Annotated in this window: 15 protein-coding genes; 2 read left to right on the forward strand and 13 right to left on the reverse strand. The window is 45.5% G+C overall.

The window, feature by feature from the left end; genetic code table 11:
- From ESE_RS11725 to ESE_RS0110615, 9 genes are all read right to left on the reverse strand, one after another.
- Positions 1–462 (reverse strand): type I restriction-modification system subunit M N-terminal domain-containing protein (locus ESE_RS11725; RefSeq protein WP_010375120.1); only part of this gene is annotated, 462 nt, incomplete at its 3' end.
- Positions 463–757: 295 nt separating this feature from the next.
- On the reverse strand, positions 758–1,951 hold the full coding sequence (gene metK, locus ESE_RS0110580; protein WP_010375122.1) for a methionine adenosyltransferase: 1,194 nt from the start codon (positions 1,949–1,951) through the stop codon (positions 758–760).
- Positions 1,952–2,214: 263 nt separating this feature from the next.
- The gene (locus ESE_RS0110585) at positions 2,215–3,924 is read right to left on the reverse strand and encodes a phosphoribosyltransferase (RefSeq protein WP_010375123.1); all 1,710 of its coding nucleotides are present in this window, start codon (positions 3,922–3,924) and stop codon (positions 2,215–2,217) included.
- A 189-nt stretch (positions 3,925–4,113) separates the two neighbouring features.
- Complete coding sequence (gene map, locus ESE_RS0110590) at positions 4,114–4,896, reverse strand: type I methionyl aminopeptidase (protein ID WP_010375125.1); 783 nt, start codon at positions 4,894–4,896, stop codon at positions 4,114–4,116.
- 129 nt (positions 4,897–5,025) lie between these two features.
- A complete protein-coding gene (locus ESE_RS0110595; RefSeq protein WP_010375127.1) occupies positions 5,026–5,304 on the reverse strand; it encodes a hypothetical protein in 279 nt (92 codons plus the stop codon).
- A gap of 72 nt (positions 5,305–5,376) precedes the next feature.
- Entirely contained in the window at positions 5,377–6,501 is a 1,125-nt protein-coding gene (locus ESE_RS0110600; RefSeq protein ID WP_010375129.1) for an LCP family protein, read from the reverse strand.
- A gap of 70 nt (positions 6,502–6,571) precedes the next feature.
- Positions 6,572–7,195 carry a hypothetical protein gene (locus tag ESE_RS0110605; protein WP_010375130.1) on the reverse strand — a complete coding sequence of 208 codons (624 nt, stop codon included), beginning with the start codon at positions 7,193–7,195 and terminating at the stop codon, positions 6,572–6,574.
- A complete protein-coding gene (locus ESE_RS0110610; RefSeq protein ID WP_010375132.1) occupies positions 7,192–8,592 on the reverse strand; it encodes a HAMP domain-containing sensor histidine kinase in 1,401 nt (466 codons plus the stop codon). Before ESE_RS0110610 ends, ESE_RS0110605 begins: the two co-directional genes overlap by 4 nt.
- Entirely contained in the window at positions 8,589–9,251 is a 663-nt protein-coding gene (locus tag ESE_RS0110615; protein ID WP_010375134.1) for a response regulator transcription factor, read from the reverse strand. The genes ESE_RS0110610 and ESE_RS0110615 overlap by 4 nt, the downstream gene beginning before the upstream one ends.
- Before the next feature lie 135 nt (positions 9,252–9,386).
- On the opposite strand from ESE_RS0110615, the gene msrA reads away from it, so the two are divergent.
- Positions 9,387–9,911, forward strand: coding sequence for a peptide-methionine (S)-S-oxide reductase MsrA (gene msrA / locus ESE_RS0110620; RefSeq protein WP_029237523.1), 525 nt, complete (start codon positions 9,387–9,389; stop codon positions 9,909–9,911).
- Positions 9,912–9,950: 39 nt separating this feature from the next.
- Here the strand turns inward: msrA and ESE_RS0110625 are convergent, their stop codons facing one another.
- Positions 9,951–10,148, reverse strand: coding sequence for a hypothetical protein (locus tag ESE_RS0110625; RefSeq protein ID WP_010375137.1), 198 nt, complete (start codon positions 10,146–10,148; stop codon positions 9,951–9,953).
- 195 nt (positions 10,149–10,343) lie between these two features.
- On the opposite strand from ESE_RS0110625, the gene ESE_RS0110630 reads away from it, so the two are divergent.
- Positions 10,344–10,658 (forward strand): PTS sugar transporter subunit IIB, encoded by a 315-nt coding sequence (locus tag ESE_RS0110630; RefSeq protein ID WP_010375138.1) that lies wholly within the window; start codon positions 10,344–10,346, stop codon positions 10,656–10,658.
- An 85-nt stretch (positions 10,659–10,743) separates the two neighbouring features.
- Here ESE_RS0110630 and ESE_RS0110635 read toward each other — a convergent pair whose 3' ends face one another.
- The 3 genes from ESE_RS0110635 to ESE_RS0110645 form a co-directional block, all read right to left on the reverse strand.
- A complete protein-coding gene (locus tag ESE_RS0110635; protein ID WP_010375139.1) occupies positions 10,744–11,595 on the reverse strand; it encodes a helix-turn-helix transcriptional regulator in 852 nt (283 codons plus the stop codon).
- A gap of 65 nt (positions 11,596–11,660) precedes the next feature.
- The gene (yicI, locus tag ESE_RS0110640; RefSeq protein WP_010375141.1) at positions 11,661–13,778 is read right to left on the reverse strand and encodes an alpha-xylosidase; all 2,118 of its coding nucleotides are present in this window, start codon (positions 13,776–13,778) and stop codon (positions 11,661–11,663) included.
- 42 nt (positions 13,779–13,820) lie between these two features.
- The gene (locus ESE_RS0110645) at positions 13,821–15,239 is read right to left on the reverse strand and encodes a glycoside-pentoside-hexuronide (GPH):cation symporter (protein WP_010375143.1); all 1,419 of its coding nucleotides are present in this window, start codon (positions 15,237–15,239) and stop codon (positions 13,821–13,823) included.
- Between the last annotated feature and the right edge of the window lie 196 nt (positions 15,240–15,435).

The following is a 15,435-nucleotide window of genomic DNA, read 5'->3' on the forward strand; positions in this document are numbered from 1 at the left end:
CTGGGTTTTGAAAATTTTTCGGGGTAGCGGCACCTTGCGGTGCCGAAAAAACCTGTCCATAATCTTGACATCAGCGCCCTTATCCAGGTCTGGTGATGCATAATTCTTTGGCAACACACCCTTGATTTGATCGTTTTCTCGCTCAATTGCTTCCATCGCCTTGTCGATAGTCTCACCAATTTCAGGTGTCTTTGCGGCCGAAGCAATTACATCCCAACGCGCTTCTTTTGGTAGCCAAAAGATATTCTCAGCCGTATACATATCACGGTCTTCTGCATCTTCTGGGTAATCCGAATTGATTAGTGACTCATACTTCTCATTAAAAGAATCAGATACGTACTTCAAGAAAATCAATCCCAATACCACGTTACGGTATTGAGAAGCGTCCATGCTTCCACGCAGTTGATCAGCTGCTTGCCACAAGGCATCTTCAATTTTTAGTTCTGCTGTTTTCTTAGCCATTGCTATTCCTCTGTCATTGTTGTTTATTTCATTGTATCAGACCACCCCACTCTCGTATCAAAAAGACACAAAAAGTTCGGTGATAGTGGGGGTTACGGAGGATCAGGCAATAGTCCTGTCTCAGAAAAACATTCCAAATTTTTGAACAGCTCAGTCATATCAGGAAGACTCCAACAGCCTACTGAAACCATAAACTTTTCAATCGACTTGAAACGAATTAAAACCGACCAAGAACGACCAATCAAAAAAAGAAGCATTGCTAGTCAATGACTCGCAATGCTTCTATCATTATTTATTACTTGTTAAAGTATGCCTTCAACTCGTCAACCTTGTCCAAACGCTCCCATGGCAAGTCCAATTCAGGACGACCGAAGTGACCGTATGCGGCAGTTGCTTCGTAGCGAGGCTTGCGCAAGTCCAAGTCCTCGATGATTCCGGCTGGACGCAACTCGAACAAGTCACGGATTGCGGCTACCAATTCGTCATCAGAAACCTTACCCGTACCGAACGTGTTGACGTTAACTGAAACCGGCTTTGCCACACCGATAGCGTAGGCAACTTGGATTTCAACCTTTTCGGCCAAACCAGCTGCAACGATGTTCTTGGCGATGTGACGCGTTGCGTAGGCAGCTGAACGGTCAACCTTGGTTGCGTCCTTACCTGAGAAGGCACCACCACCGTGACGTGCGTATCCACCGTACGTGTCAACAATAATCTTACGACCCGTCATACCAGCATCACCCTTAGGTCCACCGATAACGAAACGACCAGTTGGGTTGATGTAGTAACGTGTGTCGTCATCGACCATGTCGGCTGGCAACACAGGGTCAAGGATGAACTTGCGCACGTCAGCACGCAATTGATCCAATGTCACTGAATCACGGTGTTGCGTTGACAAAACAACGGCGTCGATACGCGTTGGCTTGTCGTTTTCATCCAATTCAACCGTCACTTGCGCCTTAGCGTCAGGCAATAAGTATGACAACTCACCGTTACGACGGACTTCAGCTTGCTTCTTCACCAACTTGTGTGACAAAACAACTGACAATGGCAAGTACTCATCGGTTTCGTTCGTTGCAAAACCAAACATCAAACCTTGATCACCGGCACCAATTTGGTCCAATGGATCAACCCCACCGTCTTCACGTTGCTCAATTGCTGAATCAACACCTTGGGCAATATCTGGTGATTGCTCATCCAACGTAATCCCAACGTGGATATCATCAGCCAAGAAACCAGCATCCTTATCATCGTAACCAATACGCTTCAACGTTTGGCGTACGATATCGTTGATGTTTACATAGGCCTTCGTTGACATCTCACCAAAGATGTTCACGTAACCCGTTGTCACTGATGTTTCAACGGCGGTACGGGCTTGTGGGTCTTGTGCCAAAACAGCATCCAAGATGGCATCTGAGATTTGGTCTGAAACCTTATCGGGGTGGCCTTCTGAAACTGATTCTGACGTAAACAAACGCTTTTCTGTCATGTGTAAAAAATCTCCTAAACTTAATATCTCTCAAAAACTAAAAACCCGACATACCACTCGTAGGCGGCATGTCGGGTTGAATCGATATGCGCCTATCTGCTAGAAAGTACCACATCGCCCGAAACGGGTAAGTTGGCGTCAGATCAAAGGGTCTAGTCCCTCCCTGAACTCTCGATAGGAAAGTCGAATTTATTTACTTTTTAATACTCCAACTAGTTTACGGTTTTTACATAAAATTAGCAAGTTAGAAATTTTCTAATCGTTTATGATGTCGTGGCATGCAGTGTAACTTTCACCAGTGTACTCGTGCCTGGGTTCCCTAAAATAAAGATGTTCATCCCCTCGCGTCGCAACTGATGGGCTTCGTTGACGGTCTCATGATGGGCACCTCGTAACACGACAATCCGGACATCGTACAACTCTTTCCGCATTTCATCGGCTACCTTATTATTGGCGACGGTTGACGTGTCGAGCCACTTCACATTTGCCCCCATCTTCTCCAATTTACGTTTCGCGTGATTGGCTGTCTCACCCCACCAACTGACAATAAGCACGTTCTTACCCGCCAAGACAGTCGCATCTTCAAAGCGCTGCAAATCAGCGTCATTATAAACACTGGCTGGTCGCTCATATTGTTTATGGAGTGATCGAATTAAGACAATTCGGTCACTATCAATCCGTTGCCGTGCGGAATACAGTTCCCCATCTGCAATATCAGTCACGTCAAGACCATTGCAATCAACGTCTGAGAGTTCATGATACGCGAAACTGTTATCCACAAAATACCGATCATCATCTTCAGTAACAAAATGGCCCTGTAACGTCGTCCATAATGTCAGCTCATCCCCCTCAACCAGATCGTTATATTTTTGCACAAGCCGTTCAATAGGATGGTATTCCGCCAATGAATTGGCCGTTAAATTTGCAATTAACTGACGCAGCAATTCAGCGTTCGTTAGAGGCGCCGGTTGTGCCGCAATCTCAACTGGTTCTGTTTCAGCCAAAGCCGGTGCCCCTTCACCAACTTCCGGGCGCACCGCCACTTTAGCCTGTTCTAACTCCGTAATCCGGGTAGCTAAGGCATTTAAAATCGTTTGCACGTTATGATCAGAAAGCGGGGCGACTGTGGCTTGCTGGGCCTGATGTAGCTGGTCTTGTTGCGCTTGCACTGTGGCCTTCAGCATCGCGATTTCATCTGTCAGTTGCACCTCCGTCTGCTCACTCGTGGTCAGGGAATCTTGTTGCGACCGAACCGTCGTCTGTGCCTCACGCAACGTTTGGCGCAATGTCGTTAACTCAGTCGCCTGTGTCTGATTTTGATGGCGCAAACTGAGCAATTGTTCCACCGTATTCCCTTGTTCTTGTTCGGAAGCTTGTAGCTGATATTTTTGGTCCGTTATCGCTTTTTCTTTTGCATCACACTCGCGTTGTAATCGGCGCAAGTCGTCTTCCGCCTTCAAAGCCCGCTCCATCGCCTCAACCGCTTGGCGTTTCAACGTTTTATTAGCTCGTTCTAAGGTCATCGTTAATTCCGTCGTTGCATCAACGGTTGGCGTTTCAACTTCCGGCGCCACCCATGGTGTGGCCAAGGCTGCCAAATATTCATCCCCTGACAGCCGTTGCCACAACAACTTGTTCGTCACGTCTTCGAATTCTGTCACATCAAGTAGCACGCCTTGATCGGTTTGGTATAGCAACTGACGCGTTTCACCCAAAACGAATTCGTAGTCATGAAGCGGCACGGCTTGCTCTGGTGATAAATGCGGATGTACCACTTTTTCTAAACGATACATAATTTGTGGTAACCGCAAATTAACCCGTGATAGAAAACTCGGCGTCAAGACATTATCTTTTTTCTGCACCGCCAAAATAAAATGATGTAGTTCTTGCAAGTCATCATGCAACTTGCCTTTATTCTTCGGCTCATCTTGATCGTTGATTCTCTTTTTAAGTCGCTTTTTGTCTATTTTCATGGAAACCCCCAATCCTGAAACAGGCATCTTCGCTCGGTCAAACCAATTAGTTAGATTATCGCGCTTCTCATTTCCAAACGCATGCATTAACACTTCTGCGAACTACTCTATCTGATTTTCAACGCCAACACAACCTATTTTTAGGCATAAGAAAAACGGCATTTCCACTTAGGAAATGCCGTTAATTTTTTAAAGATATTTTGCATCAAATTCAGGATCTTGACTGGTCAAAATCTTAGGACCGTCTTCCGTAATGGCAATCACGTGTTCGTACTGAGCTGACCATGAACCGTCCAACGTGGTCACTGTCCAGCCGTCTTCTTCAGACGTTTCAACTTCCCACGTCCCCATGTTAACCATTGGTTCAATGGTGATGGTCATGCCCGGCTTCAAGCGCAAACCGTGGCCAGCTTCACCGTAGTGGAACACACTTGGATCTTCGTGCATCGTCGGTTGAATACCATGGCCAACATAGTCACGGACATTCCCGAAACCATTTTCATCTTCGACATACGCATTAATCGCAGCCCCAACATCCCCCAAACGGTTACCAACTTGCGCTTGCTCAATACCAATGTACATAGCACGCTTGGCAACGTCCATCAGTCGTTGCACTTCTGGTAACACTTCGCCAACTGCATACGTCCAAGCTGAATCTGAATAATAACCGTTCAAATCAACGACCGTATCAACTGTGACAATGTCGCCTTCTTTTAAGAATAATTGCTTGCGGGGAAATGCGTGAGCGACTTCATTGTTAACCGACACAGTCGTGGCATATTCATAGCCTTCAAAGCCAATCTGTGCCGCGCGGCCACCGTGACTTTCAATATAATCACGGCTGAAAGTTTCAATTTCCCAAGTTGAAATGCCAGGCTTAATAATATCGCGTAGCCCTTGGTGCATACCAGCAATAATCGCACCAGACTGGCGCATGCCTTCGATTTCACGAGGTGATTTTAATGTAATCATGCCTAATCTCTTTTCTAATCTATAGTTATTTTATTGTAACTGTTTTTCCGTACTAAATGTGCATCATATAAAAAACTCGCATTAACGCCAATGAATTTTGACATTAATGCGAGCTATTTTAATCATTTTTTAGCCAACAACCGTTGCCAATTGCATCGTCAAGAATTGGTCAATCCACGCCTTATCCAACAACAAATTTGTGTCATTAGCTGACATCAGAAAGACCTGCAAGTAACCACGAACCAATTCATCATCAGCCAACGCTGCCAACTTTGGCAAGCGTTCTGACAATTCAGGGTTCGCCAAAATCATTGCTTCATTGGTCCGTGCAACACGTGGAATGTTCGTCCGGATAGCGCCCGCAATCTTCGTCACTGCAGCATCGTCAATTTGAATGGTAATTCCCATGGTTATAGCCTCTTTTCACTAACTTATATTCGCATTATACGGTAAGTTAGTTCGCAAGCGGGAAATAAAGGGCTAGTTTTGCGTCTGTGTCGCTAATGTTGGCACGCCAATGGCCGCAATCTCAGCATCTGAGATGTCACCCCCATACAAGTTACCAGTTTCTTTATGCTGCAAACCTAAAGAACGACGCAGCACATTTGTTGCCCGTTGTTCTTCAGCACGTGAAACAACTTCTGTTGAACCAGAAGTCAAGTTATACCCAGTACCTCGGATATAGTCTGACTTAATTGTTTTCGTCGCTGAAAGGTAATGTGTCCCAATTGTCGTCATATCGCCAAAGGTCAAATCAGTTTTAACCGATTTTGACAAGGAATTCATAAAGCCATTCGTTAGCAAGCGAGCTGGATTCTTTTTCGCCTTTTGCACAACCGCTTCTAAGACCATGCGTTGACGTTGTTGGCGTCCGTAGTCACCCTGCGGATCGTCATAACGCATCCGTGAAAAGGCCAACGCCGTCTTACCGTCCATCGTGTGGTACTTAACAGTTTCGCCATCTTGACCGCTGAAGGAATAGTTCGTCGTACCCGCCGTAAAGTTGAACGTATACCCTGGGGTATCGTGGGCCGTGTATGGATTATAACCAAAGGTCAGTGGTGATTTCACTTTCACCCCACCAATTTCATCGACCACCTTTTCAAGGCCACCCATATTGACTAAAGCGTAATAATCAATCGGCACATTCAGCCAATTTTGCACGGTTTCAATCGCCGTTTTGGCTGACCCCAATTCATACGCCGCATTAATCTTTTGGGGGAACGTTGATTCATAGCCTGGAATGGCCATCAACGCATCACGCGGAATCGACATAATCGTCGTCTCAGACTTAACTGGATTAACTGTGACAATCATCATCGAATCCGTTCGGCCTTTATCATTACGACCAAGTTCACCTGTATCTGTCCCCAACATCAAAATTGAAATTGGTTTACCGGCTTTGACAGTTTCCGATACATCCCGGGCTTTTTTCATATGCGTGCCTGCATATGTCTGATCCACCACGGTCTTGGCACGCCATGTCATCGCGGCCGCGCCACCACCAACGACCACCAAGCCGACCAAGGCGGTAATCCCAATGATGCGACCCCAGCGTGGTTTGCGTTGGCGGGTCGTTCGTGATTCTTGCTTCTGCTCTGTCATGATTTGCTCCTTAATTCTTTTTCAGGAGTTAGCATAACGAACAGTTGTATCTAACTTGTATCACCCCTAACTAAACCGGTATCAGTAATAGGTTTGATTGCGAATGTGTTAAACGATAATCAATCGTTTTATTATACATCTGGCTAATTTCACCATCTGCTAAGTAAGCCGTATGCTTAACTGGGAGCTTAATATTTCGTTGCCAATTTTGTAAAACCTGTTGCTCATCAATTGCAACGTGCTGGCCAATCCATTGAAAACTAACAATCAACTGATTATTTGGTACATATTCAAACTCAATATCATTATCCTCATCGGTTGCTGTGACGGCAAAGGCCGTTACCACCTGACCATTTTCAGAATGATAGACCCGCTTCTCAACGGATTTCACTTTAACCGTCGGTAGTGTCACACCCGTCACTTGCTGTGCGATACTCTCAACATTAAGGCCACCGGCTTCAAGCACATCGCTTTTGAATTTGATGGCACTCGGATAATCTAAAATAACCGCTAATGTTTGGGCATTGGTCAGCTTACTATTTTTTGCATTTGGCAACGTGTAATCAACTTCATGTGATAACCGTTTCGTATAGTGGGTGTCCTGCCAGGCCACAAACCATTGCAGTCCCCCAACCACACCAGCAAATATCAACATCGACAGGATGATCACTAATAAATTCTGCTTTTGCTTCATGATTTAATGGCCGCTTGCGGTATCTGAATGATGACCATTGCGCCTGCTCCTTCACTGTTATTTTGTAACGTAATTTGCCAATTCAGGGCTTCAATTATGCGCTGTACAATGGATAATCCCAACCCAAGATGATCATCAGTTCCCGTTTGACTCCCCGTGACAAATGGGGCAAACACGTCGCCCAATTTTTCGGTTGCAATCCCATGCCCATTATCCTGAATTCGTATCTCTAATCCTGCCAAAGTCAGCGACTCACTGACGACAATGCGCCCACCAGCATCCGGTAACGCCTTGATAGCATTATCTAGCACGTTCACAAGCAGTTCGGCAAATAAACTCATATCGGTGTTCAGTTGATACGTTTGCGGCGTCTCATAGCGAAAATCCATCGGTTGTGTGGCTTGTTGCCGGATGCCGATAACTATATCCGTCACCTTGGCGTGCACTTCATCGCTCGACACCCAAGCCGTATCCAACGTCACGTGGTCATATTGAATAAGCTGGCTAATTCGACTACCAAGCTCCTTTAACCGGGTGCTTTCCTCAACGATATAGCGTATTGCTTCAGCTTTGGTTGTTTCATCAACCGTTGGCGCCGCAATCAATTCGGCATACCCTAAGATAATCGTCAACGGTGTATTAATTTCATGCGTCAAATGGCTGGCAAATTCTTTTTGAAAGGCTGCATTATGCCGTTCCGTAGCCACCATTGCCTGAATTTGGTGGGCCATTTGATTGAAATCAATCATCAACTCAGTTAGCTCATCATGCCGCACTGGCTGTAGTGGCTGGTATGTCATTGGTTCTGCCTGAAAGGCCCGACTTGCACCACGTAACTTATGCACTGGTACCAGAATTTGTTTCGTCAACACATAAACCACACCGGCTGCAATAATAAAAATCACGAATAGATTAACCTGAACATCATGTAGCAAACGCTTCTGAGCCACATAAACCGTATGCAAGTTAGTAAACGAGCTAATGTAATAGGTCTTACGTAATAAGCGGACCTTAATCGTCGCCACAACGATTTTTTCTTTACCTTGTAACAAGTACTGTACTTGCTGTTTATTCGACGTTGTGACCTTGATCTGCTTGGCCGTATTGGTCGCAACATCTTCATGATAAATTAGGTCACGGTGCTGGTTCCAAATCAACACATTATCTTGTGTAGCACCGACAAACTTGACCACTTGATCCTGCTTGATTCCCTTAACCTGCTGATAGTCTAGTTGTTGAACCTGGCGCGCCGTTAATTTGTTCAACATGGTCGTACTAGTTTCTTTCTCCTGCAAGCCACTTTGAAAGCTACGGTGCAACACTAACACACTGTTAATCGCTAATGAGGCAACGATAATCACAATAAATGATAAAAATAATTTAACTGATATTTTCATCGGGCCACCATCCGATACCCAACTTTAAATACCGTGACAATATCATCGGCCAGCTGTAACTTTTTGCGAAGTCGTTGCACATGCAAATCGACCGTACGTGTGTCATTCGCGTCATCCGCGAAATCCCACAACGCTTGGTAAAGCGCATCGCGGGTCAAATTAACCCCTTGGTTACGGATAAAGTAAACCAATAGTTCGAATTCCTTATGGGTCAAGTCGATAGTTTGTCCATCACGTTGCACGGTTTGCTGGGGCACGTTGACCGTTAACTCACCATAATGCAAAATCTCATCGGTTTGACCATCTGTTCGTCGTAATACTGTTTCAACTCGTGCCTTTAACACTTCCAAATGGAACGGTTTCGTAATGTAGTCATCCGCGCCTAATTGTAGGCCTTGCACAACATCATCGACCTCGGTCTTCGCCGTCAAGAAAATGACCGGCACCTGCGCGTCGATGACATATGGCAAAACATCATAACCGCTCATTCCAGGTAAGGTAATATCTAGTAACACTAAATCGATTTTGGCGGCAGCTAATATCGCGACCGCTTCCTCACCGGTATACGCCTGACGAATATCATACAAAGATTGCAGACTCATTTTCACCAATTGATTAATGCGGACGCTATCATCCACGATCAGCAACGTACGTTTCATATTCATCACCTACTTTTCATCACTTACCGCCAGTCTATCATAAGTAAAATTTGTATCTGACTTGTATCTTCGAAAAGATTTGCTTTTCATTTAATTTTAGCGCGGTAGAATAAGGACAAAAGGGAGGTATTAATGATGACAACACAAACTGCAACCTTTGCTGGGGGATGTTTCTGGTGCATGGTCGAACCATTTGAAACCATGGCCGGTATTGAAAAGGTGCGTTCTGGCTATACCGGTGGTTTCGTGGCAAATCCTACGTATGAACAAGTTGCCTCTCACCAAACCGGCCACACCGAAGCCGTCAAAGTTTGGTTTGATGATCAACAAGTGTCGTACCAAGACCTTGTTGATCTCTACTGGCAACTAGCCGACCCAACTGATGCGATGGGCCAATTTGCCGACCGTGGTGACTCATACCGGCCCGTTATTTTTGTTGCCGATGAGCAACAACGCCAAGTGGCCGAAGCTTCCAAGCAGGCGTTAGCCACATCAGGCCGTTTTACTGACCCAATTGTGACAAGCATTGAAGATGCAAAACCTTTCTACGACGCCGAAGAAGAACACCAACAGTTCTATAAGAAGAACCCCTTACGCGAATACATGATGATGATGCCTCGTAAGGCCTACCAGAAGAAATATTGGTCAGATAGGACATAATGTAAAAGAGCGACAAGGCAACCTTGTCGCTCTTTTACATTAATACGTGTGCACTGGAATCTTACGCAAGCGTACCGTCTGATTTTCTGTGTCTGCATCAAACATGCATACCGTATCGCCAAGTGCTAATTCGTACACACTCTGATACTTTAGAATGTGACCATTCACCGTAATTGTTCCCTTAGTGAAGTTGCCAACTGTTAAATGCACGGTCATGCCTGGCAAAATATCTTTCATTATTAATCCCCCTTCAAGTTGTCATGACAACAAGTTATCCTACCGATAGTTTAACATAAAAGCGCTTTCATTACCGTTTAGACATGACCCTATTTCGTTGCATATTCCAAAAATAGGGTTATGATAGATATTAATGAAAGCGCTTACTATAAATAAGTTAAACTATCGGCACTTTCAACTTTGGGGGTAATACACATGACAAAGCGAATTGTTTTAGTAGATGCAGCCGGCATGTCAATTTCAATGCTAGCCAACAAGATGAATGAAGCCGCTCAAGCAGAAAATCTAGACGTGACCACGATTGGCGTTTCTGATAGTGCCGCCCGTGATCAAATCGCCACTGATCAGCCAATTGTAATTATGATTGCACCACAAGTGAAGTACATGCACCAACGCTATGAAGATGACTATGGTAAGGATTACCCTGTTGTCGACATCAACATGATGGATTACGGCATGATGCGTGGCGCAAATATTTTGCACGCAGCACTAGACGCTGAACGGGTCTAACCGGAACCACAATGATTTTTTAGCACATGAAAAAGGGCGTAAGTGCTTCGACTAAAAACCGAAGCACTTACGCCCTTTTCAATACTTATTGATGATTATCAGAAACACCACCGTCAGCAGTCAGATGACGCAGCTGATTAGGCGTTTTCCCATACAGTTCTTTAAAACACTTCATTGCTAATTTAACGTTATTGGCACCGTGTCGCGCAAAAATCGTCTTAATCGGCTGATTGGTCCCCAGAACATCTTGGTAAATCGCGTCCAGACGGACCTGGTAAATGTAACTAACAAACGTAACGCCTACTCGTCGCTTAAAAATGCGACTGAGATAGTCTGGATTGTAGTGAAACCGTTCAGCAACTTCGCGTAACGAAATTTTTGTTTGATATTGTTTATGAATATACATGAGTACTGCCTTCAAACGGTCATCTTCAGTTAAATCCGTTGGCGTCAATTCAACGGCATAATTCATGATTAATTCGTAAAGCAATTGCATCAACACACTACCAAAGCGCAGGCGATAACCAGCATGCTTTTGGATGTAAATCTGGGTCATCTGCTGTAACATGCCGACAATTCTATTATACGTGTCGTCATGCAAACTATGATGTTGCCACAAATCAAATCGCAACAGCTCACTATTTTCCCAATATTGATTGAGATAGTAGATGGGCACCTGCAGAACAAGTGCTTGATTCGCCAAATTAGTCGTGGCATGCAAAATTCCCGATCCAATTACCACAAATTCGTTTTCATGTAACGTAATATCATGCTGTTCATATCGAAACGTCACTTCACCAGTTAAAACCAATACAATTTCAATATGCGTATGCCAATGCAGCGGCTTAAAGCCCAGCGGTTCTTCGGATAAAAAAACGCGGACTCCGACATCTGAGTTAACAGCAAATATTTCGTGCTGTTTGACTTCCTGATTCATTCATTCTCTCCCCATAATCTTACTCAACCGCCCCCGACTGGTTGAAATAAAAGTATAGGTCTAGTTTAGCCGATTTTCCGCCACAAAGGCAAACTCATAAAGTCGTAATTTTCTGTCATCCAACGACCGTTTTCAGTTACCTCAACGACGCGACCATCCAAGATGTGCTCCCACTTACCAGCTGGCAAGTAATAATCAACATCCCCTTCTTCCGTCATGACCGGTGCCACCAAAACGTCGCTACCAAGCATATATTGCCGGTCTAGCGTTGCCGTATTTTGATCTTCAGGGAACTCCAAGTACATTGGTCGCATCAACGGAATCCCCGCTTCAACTGATTCCTTAGCTTGACCGTAAATATAGGGCATCATATCCAACTTCAATTGCGTGAACTTACGTGTTACATCAACTGCTTCTTCGTCAAACAACCAAGGCACCCGGTACTCGATGTTACCGTGGTAACGTGAGTGACTTGAAAGCAAGCCAAATTGTGTCCAGCGCTTGTAGATTGATGGGCTCGCATTCTCTTCGAAACCACCAATATCGTGACTCCAGAATGTGTAACCTGATGACATCAAGCTCAACCCACCACGGAGACTATCGGCCATTGAGTGGAATTGGCTCAAGTTGTCACCACCCCAGTGAACTGGGTATTGTTGACCGCCGACCGTACCAGAGCGCGCAAAGACAACCGCTTCCTCTTCACCCTTTTCTTGTTGCAACAATTCGAATACCGCTTCGTTGTAACGATGCGTGTAGTAGTTGTGCTCACCTTCAGGGTTGCCGCCATTAAAGAAGACGGCGTCGTGCATTGGAATTCGCTCACCGAAATCCGTCTTAAAGCAGTCCACACCCATGTCCAACAAGTTCTTCAACAAACCTTGGTACCAAGCGCGGGCTTCTGGGTTTGTGAAGTCAACCACCGCATTACCTGGTTGCCACAAATCCCATTGCCAAACACTGCCGTCAGTGTGCTTGATGAAGTAGCCCTTTTCCTTACCAATCTTGAAGAGTGGTGACTTTTGTGAGATGTATGGGTTGATCCAAACGCAGACCTTCAAGCCCTTGTCGTGCAAACGCTGCAACAAACCAACTGGATCTGGGAATTGTTCCTTATCCCATTCCATGTTTGACCACTCGAAGCCCTTCATCCAGAAGCAATCGAAGTGGAATACTGAAACCGGAATATCACGCTCGAACATACCGTCGATGAAACTCATCACCGTTTCTTCAGAGTAGTCCGTTGTAAATGACGTCGATAGCCACAAGCCGAATGTCCATTCTGGTGGCAAAACAGACCCACCCGTCAATTTGTTGTACTTTGAAATCACTGCCTTTGGTGAATCACCCGCAATCACATAGTATTCCAGTGATTCGCCACGCGTTGAGAAGCTGACCCGATCAACCACTTCGCTCCCCACTTCAAAACTCGTTGGTTGGCTTTCGTTAACGAAGACGCCGTAGTAAACGCCAGCCTTCCCCGTCATATAGAACGGAATTGACTTGTAGCTTTGTTCTGAACCAGTACCACCGTCCATGTTGATCGTATCGATGCTTTGACCGTTCTTGACGAATGCCCCGAAACGCTCACCGAAGCCGTAAACATTCGTCCCTGGCAATAGGCTCAATTGCTCACGCATAAAGTGGTCGGTTGCCGCAACTGATCCTTGTGGACCCAAGTTTTGCGCACCCGTAACCGTGTTGGCGTGCATCACTTGACCCAATTGTTTACCTGACAAATCATCAATTGACGCTTGCGCCTTGTATTCAGAACCCGTAATGCGCTTACCCTTGTAGTTGAAATCAATGTTGAACTTGTCATGCATTGAGACAGCCAATTGCAAATCACCACTCGTCAATGTTGCAACAGACTCTGCAATTTCGATTGCCGGCGTCACGTTGTTGTTTTGCAACTCGTATAGTGGATTCTTATCATCACGATCGAAGTGCTTCAACTCAACACCGATAACGTCTTCAGCTGGTGAGAACACCGTCATCGTCGTTGCACCGACATCCAACATGTCACTGCGAGAGTTGATCCGGTGGTAAGCTGAGTAAACACGCAAGGCATCACTTGCGTAACTGTCCTCATCCTTCTCCACGACCATTGCGTCGAAAGCCTCCAATGGTGAGTTAACAATGTACTCATCACGGTTTAGCCAGTATCCATTCGTAAACTTCATGTTTTTATTCCCCGTTTAATTATGTTTGAAATGCCTATCAATTTAGGCTTCTGCGTCGGCAACTTCTGCAGCTTCACGCTCGTGCTTAGCCGTCAAATCAGCAACCATTTTTGGCTCAAGCTTGTCGATGTTGTTGAACAACAGCGCGATTGCTGAGGCAGCATACCCGATAAATGGAATCCAGATGAATCCCATCCGAATTGCATTCAATGCTGATGCCGTTTGCGTCCCATCTGATGAGGCAGCGTAACCACCGGCTGCCAGAACGGCGGCTAAGACCATACCACCGATTCCCATGCCCAACTTAGCTGAGAATGAACTAAATGATGTGACGAACCCTTCGGCACGCACACCGTTCTTCCACTCACCGAAATCAACAGCGTCTGACAACATAACGGCGATCAAGGCACCCGTCAAACCGTAGCTGATGAAGTACAAGACAATACCAGTCAAGATAATGGCAACATTTCCGTTCATGATGTCCGCAAGGTAAAGTACCAATTGTGACAAAGCCGTGCCGACCATACCAAGCAACATTGTGTTTCGCTTACCCAAACGACGGGCAACGAATGGCACCATTGCTGTTGAAGCCAACGTGATAACCGTTCCAGCCAAGACCAAACTTCCTAACGCTTCGTTGTGCAAAACGTACTTGAAGTAGTAAGGCAATGAACTTGAACGAACGGCAAAGCCACCCCAATAGATAAAGTTGATGAAAATGATAATGGCCCATGGGTAGTTCCCCTTCAAGGCCTTCACTGATTCACGCATTGGAACAGCACGGTTAGAGTCCTTCGTGACCACACGCTCACGAGTGCCGGCGAAGGCAACCAACAAGCAGGCAGCCGTGATAACACCCAAGATAACGGCCCAGATGAACCAACCGGTTGCTGACGTTGAAGGATCCTTAGCACCTTTATCAAAGATACCTGCGATAAGTCCAACTGCCGGCAATGTCAATGGCAAGAAAATGGCAGCGCCCATATTACCAAAGAATTGACACACCGTTGACAACGTCACACGTTCTTGTGGATTTGACGTCAGTGCTGGCAAAATTGACGTCACTGGGATGTTGATACCTGAGTACAAAACCTTTGCGCCAATGTAGGCGATATAAATCCATACCACCTTACCCGTTTCTGATAGTGGTGGCGCCGTAAAGGCCATCACACAGAAGATGGCAAATGGAATGGCAAACCACAACCAGTATGGTCGTGACTTTCCCCACTTCGTATGCGTTCGATCGATGAACTGTCCCCAAATCACCCCATCAATTGAATCAATAATTGCTGTAATCGCGAAAAGTCCTGTAACGGCTGCCGCAGCAACCCCTAAAGTATCCGTACAGAAAACCAAGAAGTACGTTCCAACGATTTGAAAAATTGTGTTACACCCAAAGTCCGACATGGCGTAGGCGACTCGTTCGCCCCACCCCACTTGATTCGGCATTTTGTTGTCCATGACGATGTCCCTCCATTTTGCATGGTTAATACCTAATTTTTTCTCCGCAATGCAAGCGTTTACATTACTACGTTTTTGATTATGGCAACATCACACGCAACGTACAAGACACCTGCATGACAAGGTCGTATTTAACCAGTTAAAAAGTCAAAATCGCCCCCTATTTTGGCGCCGATCAGAATATTGACACCTTCGC

The sequence above is a fragment of the Weissella cibaria KACC 11862 genome (genome assembly GCF_000193635.1).
In the GTDB taxonomy this organism is placed as follows: domain Bacteria; phylum Bacillota; class Bacilli; order Lactobacillales; family Lactobacillaceae; genus Weissella; species Weissella cibaria.

Excerpts from the sequence above, each read along its gene's own strand:
- ESE_RS0110625 (WP_010375137.1), bottom strand. The coding sequence starts at position 10,148 with ATGAAAGATATTTTGCCAGGCATGACCGTGCATTTAACAGTTGGCAAC.
- ESE_RS0110630 (WP_010375138.1), top strand. The coding sequence starts at position 10,344 with ATGACAAAGCGAATTGTTTTAGTAGATGCAGCCGGCATGTCAATTTCA.
- ESE_RS0110610 (WP_010375132.1), bottom strand. The coding sequence starts at position 8,592 with ATGAAAATATCAGTTAAATTATTTTTATCATTTATTGTGATTATCGTT.
- ESE_RS0110600 (WP_010375129.1), bottom strand. The coding sequence starts at position 6,501 with ATGACAGAGCAGAAGCAAGAATCACGAACGACCCGCCAACGCAAACCA.
- ESE_RS0110645 (WP_010375143.1), bottom strand. The coding sequence starts at position 15,239 with ATGGACAACAAAATGCCGAATCAAGTGGGGTGGGGCGAACGAGTCGCC.
- yicI (WP_010375141.1), bottom strand. The coding sequence starts at position 13,778 with ATGAAGTTTACGAATGGATACTGGCTAAACCGTGATGAGTACATTGTT.
- ESE_RS0110595 (WP_010375127.1), bottom strand. The coding sequence starts at position 5,304 with ATGGGAATTACCATTCAAATTGACGATGCTGCAGTGACGAAGATTGCG.
- metK (WP_010375122.1), bottom strand. The coding sequence starts at position 1,951 with ATGACAGAAAAGCGTTTGTTTACGTCAGAATCAGTTTCAGAAGGCCAC.
- ESE_RS0110585 (WP_010375123.1), bottom strand. The coding sequence starts at position 3,924 with ATGAAAATAGACAAAAAGCGACTTAAAAAGAGAATCAACGATCAAGAT.
- ESE_RS0110605 (WP_010375130.1), bottom strand. The coding sequence starts at position 7,195 with ATGAAGCAAAAGCAGAATTTATTAGTGATCATCCTGTCGATGTTGATA.
- msrA (WP_029237523.1), top strand. The coding sequence starts at position 9,387 with ATGACAACACAAACTGCAACCTTTGCTGGGGGATGTTTCTGGTGCATG.
- map (WP_010375125.1), bottom strand. The coding sequence starts at position 4,896 with ATGATTACATTAAAATCACCTCGTGAAATCGAAGGCATGCGCCAGTCT.
- ESE_RS0110615 (WP_010375134.1), bottom strand. The coding sequence starts at position 9,251 with ATGAAACGTACGTTGCTGATCGTGGATGATAGCGTCCGCATTAATCAA.
- ESE_RS0110635 (WP_010375139.1), bottom strand. The coding sequence starts at position 11,595 with ATGAATCAGGAAGTCAAACAGCACGAAATATTTGCTGTTAACTCAGAT.